This window comes from Chryseobacterium camelliae (assembly GCF_030818575.1).
Lineage (GTDB): Bacteria > Bacteroidota > Bacteroidia > Flavobacteriales > Weeksellaceae > Chryseobacterium > Chryseobacterium camelliae_A.
This window is the reverse complement of record NZ_JAUTAL010000001.1, coordinates 1839400-1856502: the sequence shown is the minus strand read 5'-3', so window position 1 is coordinate 1856502 and position 17103 is coordinate 1839400. Positions and strand designations below refer to the sequence as shown.

12 protein-coding genes are annotated in these 17103 nt (G+C 42.8%); 9 read left to right on the top strand and 3 right to left on the bottom strand.

The window, feature by feature from the left end:
- Nucleotides 1-318: 318 nt before the first annotated feature.
- On the bottom strand, nt 319-1488 hold the full coding sequence (locus tag QE404_RS08410; RefSeq protein ID WP_307449193.1) for an iron-containing alcohol dehydrogenase: 1170 nt from the start codon (nt 1486-1488) through the stop codon (nt 319-321).
- Nucleotides 1489-1555: 67 nt separating this feature from the next.
- The gene (locus QE404_RS08405) at nt 1556-2440 is read right to left on the bottom strand and encodes an AraC family transcriptional regulator (RefSeq protein ID WP_307449191.1); all 885 of its coding nucleotides are present in this window, start codon (nt 2438-2440) and stop codon (nt 1556-1558) included.
- A 405-nt stretch (nt 2441-2845) separates the two neighbouring features.
- Here QE404_RS08405 and QE404_RS08400 point away from each other — a divergent pair, with 405 nt between their 5' ends.
- The 7 genes from QE404_RS08400 (at nt 2846) to QE404_RS08370 (ending at nt 12378) form a co-directional block, all read left to right on the top strand.
- The gene (locus tag QE404_RS08400; protein WP_307449188.1) at nt 2846-3544 is read left to right on the top strand and encodes a CoA transferase subunit A; all 699 of its coding nucleotides are present in this window, start codon (nt 2846-2848) and stop codon (nt 3542-3544) included.
- Between the two features lie 101 nt (nt 3545-3645).
- Nucleotides 3646-4299 (top strand): CoA transferase subunit B, encoded by a 654-nt coding sequence (locus QE404_RS08395; protein ID WP_307449185.1) that lies wholly within the window; start codon nt 3646-3648, stop codon nt 4297-4299.
- A 75-nt stretch (nt 4300-4374) separates the two neighbouring features.
- Nucleotides 4375-6621, top strand: a complete 2247-nt coding sequence (locus tag QE404_RS08390; protein ID WP_307449182.1) for a beta-N-acetylhexosaminidase — start codon at nt 4375-4377, stop codon at nt 6619-6621.
- 25 nt (nt 6622-6646) lie between these two features.
- On the top strand, nt 6647-7642 hold the full coding sequence (locus QE404_RS08385) for an isoaspartyl peptidase/L-asparaginase family protein (RefSeq protein WP_307449179.1): 996 nt from the start codon (nt 6647-6649) through the stop codon (nt 7640-7642).
- 52 nt (nt 7643-7694) lie between these two features.
- Entirely contained in the window at nt 7695-8357 is a 663-nt protein-coding gene (locus QE404_RS08380; RefSeq protein ID WP_307449177.1) for a copper homeostasis protein CutC, read from the top strand.
- Between the two features lie 472 nt (nt 8358-8829).
- Nucleotides 8830-11316 (top strand): beta-mannosidase, encoded by a 2487-nt coding sequence (locus QE404_RS08375; RefSeq protein WP_307449173.1) that lies wholly within the window; start codon nt 8830-8832, stop codon nt 11314-11316.
- A 153-nt stretch (nt 11317-11469) separates the two neighbouring features.
- Nucleotides 11470-12378, top strand: a complete 909-nt coding sequence (locus tag QE404_RS08370) for an AEC family transporter (RefSeq protein WP_307449171.1) — start codon at nt 11470-11472, stop codon at nt 12376-12378.
- On the opposite strand, the gene QE404_RS08365 is transcribed toward QE404_RS08370, so the two are convergent.
- Nucleotides 12375-12848, bottom strand: a complete 474-nt coding sequence (locus tag QE404_RS08365; protein WP_307449169.1) for a hypothetical protein — start codon at nt 12846-12848, stop codon at nt 12375-12377. The two genes, QE404_RS08370 and QE404_RS08365, sit on opposite strands and share 4 nt — an antisense overlap.
- A 92-nt stretch (nt 12849-12940) precedes the next feature.
- On the opposite strand from QE404_RS08365, the gene priA reads away from it, so the two are divergent.
- Both priA and dacB read left to right on the top strand, forming a co-directional pair.
- A complete protein-coding gene (gene priA / locus QE404_RS08360) occupies nt 12941-15388 on the top strand; it encodes a replication restart helicase PriA (RefSeq protein ID WP_307449166.1) in 2448 nt (815 codons plus the stop codon).
- 159 nt (nt 15389-15547) lie between these two features.
- The gene (gene dacB, locus QE404_RS08355; protein ID WP_307449164.1) at nt 15548-17020 is read left to right on the top strand and encodes a D-alanyl-D-alanine carboxypeptidase/D-alanyl-D-alanine endopeptidase; all 1473 of its coding nucleotides are present in this window, start codon (nt 15548-15550) and stop codon (nt 17018-17020) included.
- The last annotated feature ends 83 nt before the right edge of the window (nt 17021-17103 follow it).

Here is a 17103-nt window from a genome sequence, read left to right as displayed (position 1 = left end):
TACTTTGCCGGAATTGAAATAGAAAACAGGCTGCAACTTCTTCTGAAAAATATCTAGTATCTGTTCAGAAGCCATCTATAGTTGTAGAGTCTCTCTTCCAAGCCCTTCCGTATCAACATCCATCACCGTTCACGATTCTTCTTCAGGAGCTTTTTCCCGCTATCCACTGTATCTTTTTTATTACGGCCTCCGCTTTGCTCCGGCCGCAATAAAAGAGGATGTCGTTCCTATCGGGGCTAATGATCATAGACTGTAAAAGACCCGGCAGATTGTTAAATCTGCCGGGTCTTTAGTAAAGATAAATGTAAAAAGATCTGATTATCCAGCAACAGCAGCAGCTTCTGTATATATAACACCTTCATAGCAGGCATTGTAAATCGCTTTTAATTCTTCTAGGGAAGGAACCCTCGGATTGAAGCCGGTACAAGGATCAGCCAGGGCATTTGAGGCGATATAATCAAGATTCTTGTCCCAATCTGCTTTAGAAATTCCGAAATCTTTGATTGCAGCCTGGTTATTCACTTCAGAACGCAGGGTTTCAACAGCCTGTGCCAGATCTTCAGCCGTTGCTTTACCGATAACCTTTGCCAGGTCAGGATAACGTTCCGTAGCCTGTGCATTGTAACGGATAACGTTCGGAAGGAAAATGGCGTTGGATGCTCCGTGAGGAATACCGTACAACGCACCAACCTGGTGAGACAAAGAGTGAACAATTCCCAACCACGCGTTGTTGAAGGCAAGGCCTGCCATAAATGAAGCATCATGCATATTCTGGCGGGCTTTAATGTTGCCCGGGTTTTCAACCGCTTCTTTCAGGTTGGCAAAAACGATTTCCAGGCCACCTTTGGAAAGGACGTCGGCAATCGTATTATCAATATTTGAAACATATGCTTCCACACAGTGGGTAAGGGCATCAAGTCCGGTGTTGGAGGTTACGTGTGCCGGCATTGAGGCACAGATCTCACCGTCAACAATAGCGATATCGGGAGTCAGTTCGTAAGAGACGATCGGGTATTTTACGCCTTTTTCTCTGTCGGTGATAACGGCAAGACCCGTAGTTTCAGTCCCTGTTCCGCTCGTGGAAGGGATTGCTATAAACCGGGCTTTATTTCTCAGGACAGGAACCGTGAATGGCTTGATCATCGCATCGAAATCCACATCCGGATATTCATAAAACACCCACATGATCTTGGCTGCATCAATGGCAGAACAGCCTCCCAGGCCGATGATCCAGTCCGGTTCAAAAGTCTTCATGATTTCGGCCCCTTTCATGCAGGTTGCAGATGAAGGATCTTCCTCCACACCTTCGAAAATCTGGGTTTCAATACCGGCTTCGGTAAGGTAGGCGATTGCTTTATCCAATGTTCCGCTTTTTCTCATCGAGCTGCCGCCGGTAACAATGACTGCTTTTTTACCTCCGATGTTTTTTAGTTCTTCAAGAGTTCCCGCACCATGGAAAACCTCTCCTGAAATAAATAATTTACTCATTTTTCTTTCTGATTTTTGATAGGACAAAATTAGTCGGACTGAAATGAGTGGTGTTATACAAACAGGACTATGCGTTATACATTTGCGCCAGTTCATGCTGGAGCTCGGTCGGTGTTTCCTTGAGTTTTGCTTTTACAAACTTGTTGAGGGCGGAAGGAGAATTAAACCCCAGGTCAAAAGCAATTTCCTTATGGGAGAGATCAGAAAACATCAGCTGGCGTTTTATTTCCATTAATATTCTGTTATGAATAGCCTGGATGGCGGTTTCTCCGCAATGTTTTTTAGTGACGGTATTAAGCTTTTTGGGCGTTATGGCAAGTTTTCCGGCATAATACTGAACTGTCCGGTATTGCTTATACTGTTCATTCAGCAATTTCTTGAACTGGACATACAGCGGTTTATCAGCCGTTTCCTTATGCAAGATCGGATGCAGGCCGTGAACCGATTCAATTAGGCCCAGTAGAAAAATCTTGATCTGGAATCTCGCCTGTTCTTTTTTGATCAGGCTCGGTTTCTGGTAAATCTCCTGAATGTTCTGAATTAAATGCAGGCTTTGTTTAAAATCATCCGGCGAAAGAATGGTACAGTTCAGCTGGGTTGAAAGATGGACGTTATACGTGCTCAGTTCGTTCTTGAGAATATCGGAGCAGAATAAAATTTCCTCGAACAGGATGAGTTTTCCTTTTACGTTGTGGCTAAGATCAGAAATAAAATGAACCTGCTCCGGGAAAATCACGGAAATTTTACCTGACTTAAGAGGGTGAACCTTCGATTCAATATGGAGATTCAGGGTTCCGCTTTCGATAACGATAATCAGAAAATGGTCTTTTTTATGGGGATTCCTGTACTCTTTCAGATACTCTTCCGAAAGATCAAATACCCGGAAAGACAAGTTTTTGTCTTCATTTTTTTGAATGTTCTTTTTAATTTCCAGTTTCTTCAGGTTACCCATCTCATTAATATTTAAAACGAAGCTGCAAAGATAAAAACAAAATATTTTCAGATACCGGGACTTTAGTACAATTGCTTATTGAAGGTAATTGCACAGTATTCTTTTCCACTTCCTTTTTTTTATCTGGTTTTACTGACGCAAAGCTTATTTTTTCTGGATGCATAGTGTTAAGATGCAAAGAAATGATCAGCAGGCATATGCTCAATAACAGCTTAGGCAAAGATTGAGACTGCCTTTTGAGATCACCACTTTTTTATGTTCAACAAAAAAAAGACTGTCTCAATTTTAAAAAAAGCCTTTTTACTTTTTAAGCAGTTGCTTGAAAGCTGTGGAATTCAGGGCGATACGTGATACTGCAGATATCATAAAAATCATTAAATTTAGCCAACAGAAAATCTCATATTCATGATAGATAAAAGAGTAAAAAATGCACAGGAGGCCATTGAAGGCATTGAAGACGGCATGACGTTGATGCTTGGAGGCTTCGGGCTTTGCGGAATCCCTGAAAACACCATTAATGCCCTTGTAGAAAGCAATGTGAAAGATCTCACCTGTATTTCCAATAACGCCGGAGTAGATGATTTCGGACTGGGTCTTCTGCTTCATAAAAGGCAGATCAAAAAAATGATATCCTCGTATGTAGGTGAAAATGCAGAATTTGAAAGGCAGATGCTATCCGGAGAGCTTGAAGTAGAACTGACTCCTCAGGGAACCCTAGCAGAGAAGTGCCGCGCAGCACAAGCCGGAATTCCGGCTTTTTATACACCGGCAGGCTACGGAACAGAAGTAGCCGAAGGAAAAGAAGTAAAGGATTTCGACGGTAAGCCCCATATCCTTGAACATGCTTTCAAAGCAGATTACTCCATTGTAAAAGCTTGGAAAGGCGACCACGCCGGAAACCTTGTTTTCAAAGGGTCGGCAAGGAACTTTAACCACCCGATGGCCGGAGCCGGAAAAATAACGGTTGCCGAAGTGGAAGAACTGGTGGAACCGGGAATGCTTGACCCGAATGAGATTCATATTCCGGGTATCATGGTACAAAGGATATTCCAGGGAGAAAAGTTTGAGAAAAGAATTGAGCAGAGAACAGTAAGAAAAAGGTAATTTCCCCTGTTTTTATCGTATCCTAAATGGAACGCTCACAACAAATCAACACTAAGCGTCAATGTCCAAATTGAGCCATTAAAAATTTTCAAATTATTACTATGTTAAGTAAAGAAGATATAGCAAAGCGCATTGCCAGAGAAGTAAAGGACGGCTATTACGTCAACCTGGGAATTGGCATCCCAACCCTGGTTGCCAATTATGTCCCGGATAATATTTCCGTAGAATTCCAGAGTGAAAACGGAGTCCTCGGAATGGGCCCCTTTCCTTATGAAGGGGAAGAGGATGCCGATATCATCAACGCAGGGAAGCAGACCATCACCATCCTGCCTGGCGGTTCCTTTTTCGATTCTGCGTTCAGTTTCGGGATGATCCGCAGCCAGAAAGTAGACCTTACTATTCTTGGTGCCATGGAAGTTTCGGAAAACGGAGATATTGCCAACTGGAAGATTCCCGGAAAAATGGTTAAGGGCATGGGAGGTGCCATGGACCTTGTTGCCTCTGCCGAAAATATTATAGTAGCTATGATGCACGTTAACAAAGCCGGCGAAAGCAAGATCCTTAAAAAATGCACCCTTCCTTTAACCGGTGTCAGCTGCGTAAAAAGAGTCGTAACTGAATTAGCGGTCCTCGATATTACTCCGGAAGGTTTTAAGTTGGTGGAAAGAGCTCCGGGCGTTTCCGTAGAAGATATCATCAAAGCAACGGAAGCCGATCTGATCATTGAGGGGGATATTCCTGAAATGGCGATCTGAAATTATCATCCGGTCGCGGCAGCAGTTGCCGTTTCGGTTTTTTCTACTTAAAAACAGAATTCTCTAACATCCTGAATGAAAAAAATCTTTTCCATCATGGCACTGGCATTGTTTAGCCTCAATGCCTCTGCACAGAAACAGCTGATTCCTAAACCGGTTTCCATCCGGATTACCGGAGGAACAATTCAGATTCCTGAAACACTAAAACTTGCCCAGGGACTTCCTGTAAAAGAAACGGAGTATTTTAAGCAGAAATCAGGCTTTAACTTCGGGAAACCCGGCAAAAAAGATGTCCAGCTTACTTATACTCAGCTGAAGCAACCTGCGAATAAAAACGGGCTCAATGAGTCCTATATTCTTGAAATAACACCTGAACGCATTCACATTATTTCTTATACCGATCAGGGGTATTTTTGGGCATTGCAGACGCTTATTCAGCTTCTGGAAGAGCACAAAAACGATAAGGCTATTCCGGCCATGACGATTCAGGACCAGCCAAAACTGGCTTGGAGAGGGATGCACCTGGACGTAAGCCGCCACTTTTTCACCGTTGATGAAGTAAAACAATACATTGATTATCTTGCCATGTACAAGCTCAATACCTTCCACTGGCACCTTACGGATGACCAGGGATGGAGAATTGAGATTAAAAAATACCCGAAGCTCACCCAAATCGGATCCAAAAGAAAAGAATCCATGATCGGAGCTTATGTGGACAACACCTTTGACGGGAAACCTTACGGTCCTTATTTTTATACCCAGGACCAGGTCAGGGAGGTCGTGCAGTATGCTTCTGACCGTCATATCACAGTAGTCCCTGAAATAGAAATGCCGGGACATGCTTTGGCAGCTCTGTCAGCCTATCCTGAACTTGCATGTACTAAGGGGCCTTTTGAACCTGCTACGAAATGGGGCGTGTTTGATGACGTATACTGTCCGAAAGAGGAAACCTTCACATTCCTGGAAAATGTGCTGGATGAGGTTATTGCATTATTTCCCTCTTCCTATATCCATATTGGTGGCGATGAGTGCCCTAAAACCCGATGGAAAGAATGTGCCCATTGCCAGGAACTGATCAGGAAATATAACCTAAAGGATGAGCATGGCCTCCAAAGCTACTTCATCCGGAGGATTGAAGAATATGTCAACAGCAAAGGCAGGAAAATCATCGGCTGGGACGAAATCCTGGAAGGCGGCCTTGCTCCGAATGCTGCCGTTATGAGCTGGACCGGCGTAAATGGTGGTATTGAAGCTGCCAAAACAAAGCACTTTGCCGTTATGACGCCCGGAGCCTACTGTTATTTTGACCATTACCAGGGAGATCCGCAAACCGAACCGAATGCATTCGGAGGATACACTCCGCTGGATAAAGTCTATTCCTATAATCCCATTCCTGCAGAATTTAATGCAGAGCAGGCCAAATACATTATGGGTGTGCAGGCTAACCTCTGGACGGAATACATTACCGATTTCAAACAGGTTCAGTATATGATCTTCCCAAGGATGATGGCACTTTCCGAAGTGGCCTGGGGAACTTCACAACCCGAAAAATACAAGGAATTTGAAAGCAGAGTGATCCATCAGTTTGAAAAGCTGGACAGGATGCACATCAACTATGCTAAAAGCATATATAATGTTTCCGGAAAGGTCATTCCTGCGAACGGCGGAATTGCCTATGAACTTTCCACTTCACAAAATCCTTCCGGCATCAGATACACCCTGGACGGAACAGATCCTTCGGTACAGTCAACGCCTTATGTACAGCCTATTCCCGTTTTAATATCCTCCACCATAAAATCAGCCTATTTTGAAAACGGACAGCTGAAAAGTGCTGTTTCTTCACAGCAGTTTACGGTATCTAAAACAACCGGCAAAAATATTACGCTGGAACAGCAGCCTAGTGAGAACTATGCTTTCGGAGGAGCATTTACCCTGGTAGATGGTATTACAGGAAATACAAGGCAATTGGGAAAGACCTGGCTTGGTTTTCAGGGGAAAGATGTTGTAGCCACAATTGACTTGGGGAAAAATACAGATTTTACTGAAGTTTACTTCAATACCCTGGATAACAAAGGCAGCTGGATCCATCTGGCCAAGTCTGCTCAGGTGTATGTTTCTGATGACAACCACCAGTTTGCGCTCGTTGCAGAAACAGGGAAGGATGACATCCTTAAAGCAGGAGGCAAAATGAGGCTTAAAGTAGGTCAGCAGCACGGCAGATATCTTAAAATCAGGATAGAAAATGCGGGTATTATTCCTGCCGGAAATCCGGGTGCCGATTCCAAAGCATGGCTGTTTGTGGACGAAATAGGAGCATTGTAACTTTTAATTTTAAACGATCTCATCAATGAATTCAAGACGGAAATTTATAAAAAAATCAGCGGTGGCATCATTGGCTCTGGCATTGAATCCACTTGACCTTATTGCCAATGAACCTGTGAACGAAAAGCTGACAGCTGTTAACAAACCAATTGTATTGTCGACCTGGAATTTCGGATTGCAGGCCAATGCTGAAGCGTGGACGATTTTAGGAAAAGGCGGAAAGGCTCTTGACGCGGTGGAAAAGGGTGTCCGGCTGGTGGAGCTCGATCCTAATGAGAGAAGTGTAGGATATGGCGGACGTCCGGACAGGGACGGAAGGGTGACGCTTGATGCCTGCATTATGGATGAGAACTATAATATAGGGTCGGTGGCCTGCCTGGAGCATATCAAAAACCCTATTTCCGTAGCCAGGGCCGTGATGGAAAAGACACCGCATGTCATGCTGGTAGGAGATGGAGCTTTACAGTTTGCCCTTTCACAGGGCTTTAAAAAAGAAAACCTTCTGACACCGGAATCGGAAAAAGAATGGAAAGAATGGCTGAAAACCAGTCAGTACAAACCGATTGTCAACATCGAAAATCACGATACCATCGGAATGATTGCTCTGGATGCCCACGGAAATCTTTCCGGAGCCTGCACCACCAGCGGAATGGCTTTTAAAATGCACGGAAGAGTAGGTGATTCCCCGATTATCGGAGCAGGACTGTTTGTAGATAATGAAGTAGGGGCAGCAACTGCAACCGGTCATGGGGAAGAAGTGATCCGCACGGTAGGAACCCATCTGGTGGTTGAACTGATGCGGCAGGGCAGGAATCCGCAGCAGGCCTGTAAAGAAGCGGTAGAGAGAATCGTCAATATTACCAAAAAGAGAAACAAAAACCTGAAAGATATCCAGGTCGGGTTTATTGCCCTCAATAAGAAAGGTGAATACGGTTCTTACTGCATCCAGGATGGATTTAACTTTGCTGTGTATGATCAGAAAGGCAACCGTCTGGAGAAGCCGGAATTTGCCTTGAAATAGGTCCTGGATTTAGAAATTAATAGAGAATTGATTCAAGTAAAACAGAATATTGATGTCAAAAATAGAAATAGCCTGCTTTAATCCGGAATCCGCAATGATTGCCTTTGACAACGGAGCCGACAGGATAGAATTGTGTGACGGACTGAGCGAAGGCGGTACCACACCTGATTTTGAAACCGTAAAGCAGCTCAGGGAAAAAATAAACATCCCCATCTTTGTAATGATCCGTCCCCGTGGTGGAGATTTTACCTATTCTGAGGAAGAATTTGAACAGATGAAGTCAGACCTGGTTCAGCTGAAGATGTTAAATGTCGATGGTTTTGTATTCGGGATCCTGAATGAAAATGACCAGGTTAATATTGTTCAGAACAAAGAACTCGTTGCATTGGCACAGCCTTATCCATGTACATTTCACCGGGCCTTTGACCGTGCTAAAGATCTGGAAACTTCCCTGGAGCAGGTGATCGAGTGCGGTTTTACAACCATCCTTACCTCGGGCCAGAAACCCAATGTGTCAGAAGGCATAGAAAACTTAAAAAAACTGGTGGAATTATCCGATGGAAGAATTGAAATCCTGGTTGGAGGCGGGCTGCGGTCTGGCAATATTGCCGGCATCCAGGAGTTTACCAAAGCAACATACTTTCATTCTTCTGCTATTACGGACGGCGGAGCTTTCGCGGATGCTGATGAGGTAGTCGCGTTAAAGAATGCTTAATAAAGATAGGAAGCCAAGATTAAATTATAAGCCTCTTTTAGAAAAAAGGCAATAGTTTATTAAGCGGAAGATTATTAGTAATGTGTAAAATTAATCATCTGTTTATTCGAGCAGAATAGTTTTCAAAAAAAACTTATTTAGAAGTATTTTAACAGAGCGCTATTATTCAAAAACTTCTCGATACACTCCGCTTCGCTGCGTTACTCGAGGTGATGAGCAACATAGTGCTAGTATTTAATTTTTAACTCTCGCAGATCTAATAGATTACGCAGTTTTTTTTATGCATTTAAAAATCGTAGCTTTTTAAGCTTATGTGCTCTTCTGTTTTCATCGCTCTTCTCTGCATATTTCTTATGTGTCAAAACTTTTGTGACTTTTGTGGTTAATAATAAATTGATAAATATTAAGATTTAATATTTTTGATGTCGACAAATGGCTTTTACCATTTCATCCGATTTACTTAAATTGTACCATGAACAAAACATTACTTTTTGCCTTTATTTTTATTCAGTCTTTTATCGATGCTCAATTTTCCGAGCGGAGCTTATCTTCAGAACAGTGGCAGTTTAAAAATACAAAAGACCACACCTGGTTACCGGCAAAGGTTCCCGGAACGGTTCATCTTGACCTGATGCAAAACCGCATCATTCCCGATCCTTTTAAAGATGAGAATGAAAAGAAAGTCCAGTGGATCGAAAATGAAGACTGGGAATACCGGACCGTTTTTAAGGTCAGTTCAAAGGAGCTGGAAAACACGAATATAGATTTGGTATTCCGGGGTCTGGACACATTCTCCGAAGTGTATCTTAATGGAAAACAGATCGGAAATACAGACAATATGTTCAGGACATGGGAAATTCCTGTTAAGGGTTACCTGAAAGTGGGCGATAATCTGTTACAGGTTAAATTCAGGTCTGCGGTGCAGACGGGAAAAAAGCTGGCGGAGAACGTTCATTTCACGATGCCGGAATCACCAAGGAGCTTTGTGAGGAAAGCGCAGTATCAGTTCGGATGGGATTGGGGACCAAGGTTTGTGACGGCAGGAATCTGGAAGGACGTACAGCTCAGCTTCTGGAACCAGGCCAGGTTGAAGCAGGTCAGGATAGGACAGGCATCATTAACAAAGCAAAAAGCGGAGCTGAATATCCGGGCGGAAATTATTGCAGAAAAGCCGGGAGATTATAGCTTAAACATCAACCATCAGTCTAAAAAAATAACCTTAAAACAGGGGCTGAACGTAATTGAATTGCCTTACAGGATCAGCAACCCGAAGCTATGGCAACCAAATGGATGGGGAAAACCGGATATGTATGAGCTGGCAGTAACCCTTAAGAAAGGTTCTTCAACAATAGACCAATCCTTTCAGAAAATTGGTTTGAGAACCGTGGAACTTGTACAGGAGAAAGATAAACAGGGAAAATCATTTTATTTTAAAGTCAATGGCAGACCTATGTATGTGAAAGGAACCAACTGGATTCCTGCCGACAGTTTTTCACCGAGGGTAAGCAAGGAAAAATATCAGAAGCTCATTAGAGACTGTAAAGAAGCCAATATGAATATGGTCAGGGTCTGGGGCGGCGGGATCTATGAAGATGATGAATTTTATAAAGCCTGTGATGAAAACGGAATTCTTGTGTGGCAGGATTTTATGTTTGCGGGAAGTTTCTATCCGGCAGATGAAAATTTTCAGCAAAATGTTGAGGCAGAAGTGAAAGACCAGGTCGAAAGGCTTCAGAACCATCCGTCACTGGCTTTGTGGTGCGGAAACAATGAAGTGGATGAAGCCATTGTCAACTGGGGATATCAGAAACAGTTCAAATATTCTAAGGAAGATTCGATGCAGGTCTGGAGAGATTACAAGAAAATCTTCCATGAAGTCATTCCCAATGCGATAAAGAAATATGCAGCCTCCGATAAAGCCATTTACTGGCCAAGCTCTCCCTCAATCGGTTGGGGACACAAAGAAAGCCTTACCGAAGGCGATTCCCATTATTGGGGCGTTTGGTGGGGCGAGCAGCCGTTTGAAATATACAATGAAAAAGTGGGGCGTTTCATGTCGGAATACGGCTTCCAGGGGATGCCTAGCATGGCAACTACAAAATCAATGTTCTCTGGTAAACCGGATTTAAATATCAATAATCCGGTGATCAAAGCCCATGAAAAACATGTGCGAGGATGGGAGATCATCAATACTTATATGGCGCGCGATTATAAAATTCCTGCAGATTTTATGCAGTACAATTATGTTTCCCAGTTATTGCAGGCCCGCGGAATGCAGATCGCCATTGAAGCCCACCGCCGGGCAAAACCATACAATATGGGAACATTATACTGGCAGCTGAACGACTGCTGGCCGGTGGTTTCCTGGTCATCCGTCGATTATCTTGGCAATTGGAAAGCGTTACATTACCAGGTGAAAAGGAGCTTTGAAAATCAGGTAATTTTACCGGAAGAAAAAAATGAAGTCTTAAACTTTTATGTTATCAATGATGAATTAAAAACGTTTGAGAATGTATCGTTGGATTTTGATATCCTGACCTTGAATGGGGAGAAAAAAGGTTCGGCGGGAACCGCGGAAACCAAAACTTTGGAACCCAACGGAGTGCTGAAATTGGATCCTTTTTCGCTGGAAGAGGTCATTGGAGATTCAGACAGAAATGAAATTTTTTTGCATTTAATGTTAAAAGATGCAAAAAATAATGTGATTACGGAAAGCAATTATTTCTTTTCTAAGCCAAAAGATTTAAAGCTTACTAAACCCAACGTCAGTGTAAAGAAAATATCCCCGATGGAAATAGAGGTTTCCACTGATGTCTTGGCAAAAGATGTATACCTGATGGGAAATACCCATTTCAGCGATAATTTCTTTGATCTGCTTCCCAATAGGCCTAAAAGGATCCTACTGGCTGAACCATTGCAGCATATCGAAGTGATGACTTTATGGGATACGATGAATTAGATTCAGGCTTCGGGTTTTCAAAATTTTTCAAAATATTCCGATCCGCCTTTGCAGGCCATTCAATTTGCTGATCAGGGATCGCTGAAAAAAAACGGATGATGTCTTGCTCATGGAAAAACTTTCATTTGTACCTTTGTATTCTATTTGTCAATTATGGTCAATTTCGTTCTGATTGCTGTCTGTATCCTGGCAGGAATGGTATTTAAGGCAACAAAGTCTATTCATCCGGATGCGCATAAAGGAATTAACACCTGGATCCTGTATCTCGCGCTTCCGGCAGTGTCCTTCAAATACCTGCCTAAAGTGCAGTGGACAAAAGAAATGCTTTTTCCTATAGCAGCCACACTTCTCATTGCGGTAGTCTGTTTTTTTGTGATGAAGCTATACAGCAGGAGCAAAAACTATTCAGAGCGGTCGAGAAGCACGATGGAACTGGTCAGCGGGTACAGCAATACCTCTTTCATCGGTTTTCCGCTGATCAGTGCTTTTTACGGGGAAAGCCTGCTGAGCATTGCCATCATCTGTGACCAGACCATGTTTTTCGCACTTTCCACCTTAGGAATTATTGCTGCTGTGCGGGGCGGAAGCAAATCGGGAAAAGTAAGCGCTGCATTTATCCTCAGGAGGCTGCTGACATTTCCGCCGCTTTTAGGATGTATGGCGGCATTAGTCTTATCGAGGTATATTGATTTTACCGCAGCTGAGCCCTTCTTTGACAAGCTTGCGGCTACGGTAAGTCCATTGGCTTTGTTTTCTGTCGGGTTACAGCTTAAATTCAACGGATGGAAGAAACTGATTCCGCAAATGTCCGTATCCATGCTTTACAAGCTTGTTCTGGCGCCGGCTATCGTGCTGGTCCTTGCATTGCTCATTGGAATCAAAGGAGATGTGGCGAAAATAACCATCTTTGAAGCTGCAATGCCTACGGTAGTTACTTCCAGCATCATTGCAGAACAGTTCAGGCTTAATACTAAACTCACCAATCTCATTGTAGGATTCAGTATTATTGTAGGATTCGTAACTTCTGCGGCCTGGTATCAGATTATTGCGCTATTCTTTTAATCTTCCAGTTTAAAATCGTACAGGAAAATAGAATCGATCGCATCCTGCCACTGTTCTACGGAAACAACATTGCTGTGTGCAGGTACAATGGAGGTCGGCTGATATAACGGAGAACCTTTTAATCTGATTTTCGCTTTAAAACTCATCTTTTTTCCGGTTTTCTGTACTGTAACCAAGGTGATGATGGGAGACTTCATCATTTCCGATTCAGAAAAAGTAAATTCAATCGTGTTATCATTCACATCGCTTCTTTTGAAGTTTTTCAGTATCTGGAGCATATCCTGCTTTTCCATGACCTTATCTTCAGAAACTTTTTTGAAACCGATAATTGTACGTTCTTCCAATTCAGGGGTCAGGATGACCTTCTTTCCCAAAGGAATGGTGATTTCATTCTTTTTCAGGATGATATTTTCCTGAGCCTGGAAAAGGGAAATGGAAAATAAGGCAATGATATAAAGGAACTTTTTCATGGTTGTATCATACATAGGTATTGAGGCCTTAAAAGTAAGAAATAATTGCAATTTTATAAATAAACCCTTAATTTTACGTTTAATTTATTCCTTTGCAGTACGCCCAGATTATTTTACCGTTAAATTTAAAAGGATCTTTTACATATACCGTTCCTGAAGAGCTTGTGCCTCAGATCCAGGAGGGCATGCGCGTACTGGTCCCTTTCCGGGGTAAAAAGATCTATACCGGAGTTGTTTTTGAATTGCATCACAACACGCCTGAAGGTTTTCTCGCCAAGGACATCATCAGCATTCTCGACGAACAGCCTATTGTACCAGAAGCGCAGCTCAAATTCTGGAGCTGGCTGTCAGACTACTATCTGTGCGGGTTGGGTGAGATCTACCGTTTTGCCTTTCCGTCCTCTCTGAAACTGGAAAGCGAAACCTATCTTAAATTAAAGCCCAATGCCATTGTCGATTTTGAAAACCTTGATGTAAATGAGATGTATCTGGTCCAGGCCCTGGAAGTCAGGCAGCTCATTAACCTTACGGATATTGAGGCTTTTATTCCCAAGAAAGACATCATCAGAACCATCAATTCCCTGATTGATCTCCAGTACATAGAAATTGATGAAAAAATAGCGGAAAAGTATAAGGCTAAAGAAGTCGCTTATGTAAAGGTCCGCGATGAAATTATTCAGGACATGAACCTCATGGAGGTGCTGTTAAAGCTCAACAGGGCCGCGAAACAGAAAGAGCTTTTCCTGATGATCCTGGAAAAACAGACCGAGAATCCTGGCCAGCCGATCAGGAAGTCTGACCTTTTCGAGGATGGATTTTTTGCGTCATCCCATTTTAAGGCGCTCGCTGATAAAAACCTGGTGGAAGAATATTACCTCCGTAAAGACAGGCTGGAAAGCTATCAGGGAGACATAGAAGGTATTGAGGAATTGTCAGAAGCTCAGAAAAAAGCAAAAACAGACATCGATGCCGCTTTTGAAGCAGGCAAAAATGTATTGCTTCACGGCGTTACCTCATCAGGAAAGACTCATATTTACCTGGAAAAAATTGAAGAATGCATTCAGCAGGACAAAAATGTACTGTTTCTGCTGCCTGAAACATCACTGGCCAAACAAATCATCCAGCGTCTGGAAAAAAAATACGGCAGGCTTCTTGGTTTTTACCATCAGAAGCTCACGGATTTTGAACGGGTTGAAGTATGGAGAAAAGTTCGCCAGAATGAACTCAGGATCCTGATCGGGACCCGGAATGCCCTGTTCCTGCCTTTTCAGAACCTGGGTCTGGTTATTGTGGATGAAGAACACGACTCTGCCTACCGTCCGAGAGAAGTGTCACCGTATTTCAATGCGAGGGATGCATCATTGGTTTTCGGTTCCCTGTATGGTGCCCGGGTAATTTTAGGATCGGCAACACCTTCTGTGGAAAGTTACTATCTTGCCAAAAAAGACAAGCTTAAATATGTCCTGATTAATGAACGGTTTGGCAATGTAAAGCTACCGTCTTATGAGATCATCAATTTCAAAGAAGCCCAGGAATCCAAAAAAGTAACGGGTAATTTTTCTTTAAAGCTGACGGATGAAATCAAAAAGACTTTGGATGAGCACAATCAGGTGATGATACTGCATAACCGCCGCGGTTATGCGAATGTTGTTGAATGTGAAACCTGCGGTTATGTTAACTATTGCTCCAACTGCGATGTGGTTATGACGTATCATAAAGCAGCCAATGAAATGAAGTGCCATTACTGCGGGCAAAGGGCCTCTAAACCCCGGGTTTGCCCGAAATGTCATTCTGAAAACCTTAACGAGAGGGGGGTAGGCGTGGAGCAGATTCATGAAGAAGTAACCAAACTTTTCCCAGATCAGGAAGTGGACCGGATGGATGTAGATTCCATGCGGAAAAAATTTGCGTATGAAAAGCTGTACGAAAAAATAGAAGCCCGGGAGACAGATATCTTAGTGGGAACCCAGATGATTTCCAAAGGACTGGATTTTGATCATGTCGAGCTTGTGGCTATTCCTAAAGCAGATTCCATGCTGTATGTACAGGATTTCAGGGCTGAGGAAAGAGCATATCAGCTGATCACACAGGTTTCAGGAAGAGCCGGAAGGGTTTCCGGAAACGGTAAAATTGTAATCCAGACCTTCAATCCCGAACATTCCGTTTTCCAGCTGATCACTATGAATGATCCTTCAAAGATTTATGAATATTTTCTGGATGAACGGAAGAAATTTCATTATCCGCCTTTTACCAGGCTCATGATGATCGAACTCAAACACAGGAAGGAAGACCGTGTAAACCGCGCGTCACTGTTTTTAGGCTCGGTACTCAGGAAATACCTCCCGGAAGAATGTGTTTTAGGCCCGGAAAGAGCTCAGATTGCCAAACTCAACAACCTGTACCAGTTCCAGATCATGCTTAAACTGCCTCGCGGTAAGAAATATGAAAAGTTCAAGGAAATGGTAGCAGTAAGTATTCAGGAGTTTAATGAAATTACAGCTTATCAAAGTGTGAAAACAGATGTTTTTGTGGATTATTAACACTTTTTAACAAATTTTATAGGGTTTTATAACAGTTATAAGAACCTACTTATAGCAATAATCTCTACTTTTGACCGTTGATTATATGTTTGACCGGATGATATTAATTTAACTTATTGATTTTTAGCCGATCAAATTTGTAAGAAAATGAGAAAATAGATGGTAAATTTCAGAAAATATGTTTCAGGTATTACGGTTTTGGCCACTGGTTTTTTCTTTGCCCAATCTACCGTTTCTACAGTACTGTATTCACAGGCCTACGACAATCAAAAAAACACGTTAAATCTCCCTTCTCCGATTACTGCTGCAGTAGAGAAGACCGTTTTGTCGGCCAAAGAACTCGTGGATATCAATGTTAATACCATGATGGCCGATCCGGTGCTCAAAAACGCAACCTGGGGCTTCGTGGTATATGACCCGAAGACGAAAAAAGTAATTTCTTCGTATAATGAAACCACTCCGCTCGTCCCAGCTTCCACCACCAAGCTTCTTACCACCGAGACAGCCATGAACCTGCTCGGAGAAAACTACCGCTGGATGACCCAGCTGGAATATTCAGGAAGCATCGATGAAAACGGGGTACTGAACGGAAACCTTTACCTTGTAGGAAGCGGTGACCCATCTTTGGGTACCAATAAGGCAGGGGCATGGTCATATAGGGATATTATTTCAGATTTCATAGGCGGGATGTCACGTGAGGGGATTAAAAAGGTAAATGGTGATATTGTGATCCAGACAGCGCTTTTCAAAGGCAATATTTCAGGGCTTCCGGAAAATGTTGTTTGGTTGGAAAACAATAATTACTACCTGCCGGCAGGAACCACTCATGAAATCAATCCGGCTAACGAAAAGCTGATCGTTAAGAACAGTGGTAGCTTTTCTGCGGATAAGAAATATTTCTATGTTTCTCCGTATGTAAAAAAAGTAGTATATGCGGATAAATATGAGGGTGACGGAATCCTGACCACAAAGATTCCTGACGCTCCGGCATATCTTGCCAATACCTTCAGGACTACTCTGGTAAAAAGCGGTATTGCGGTAACAGGGAAGGTAACCCCAAAAATGACGGATGCCAATCCTGAAAGCCGTAAAATGATTGCCATGTATAAATCACCTACATTGGGTGACATCATTTACTACACCAATCAGCACAGCGATAATTCCCTGGCAGAAGCACTCCTGAAAACCGTGGGATTCCAGAAACTGGGCGACCAGACCACGGAATCCGGAAGGATTGTGGTAACGGAACACCTAAAAGACCGTAATTTCGATATCGAAGGCCTGAATTATATCGACGGTAGCGGGCTTTCAAGAAGCAACCACGTTACACCTATTGCCCAGGCTAAGTTTTTGACCTCCTTGATGGATGAAAAATATTTTAAGACCTATCTCAATTCTTTACCGGTAGGCGGGCAGTCCGGCACGCTGAAGCGAATGTTCATCGGTACAGGAAACGGCCAGGTGTTTGCTAAAACCGGAACATTGAACAAGGTAAAAACCCTTGCAGGATATTTGAAAACCAATACCGGAAAGACGTTAGTATTCTCACTGATGGTGAATAACTATGCAGGATCTGTGGATATGGTGAAAAAGAGGATGGAAAGAATTTTGGAACCTGCACTGGATTTGTAGAAAAAATTAAAAATTCATTAAGATAAAACCTTTTAATCAACGATTAAAAGGTTTTTTTTATCTTTGGTTGCAAATAATGATCT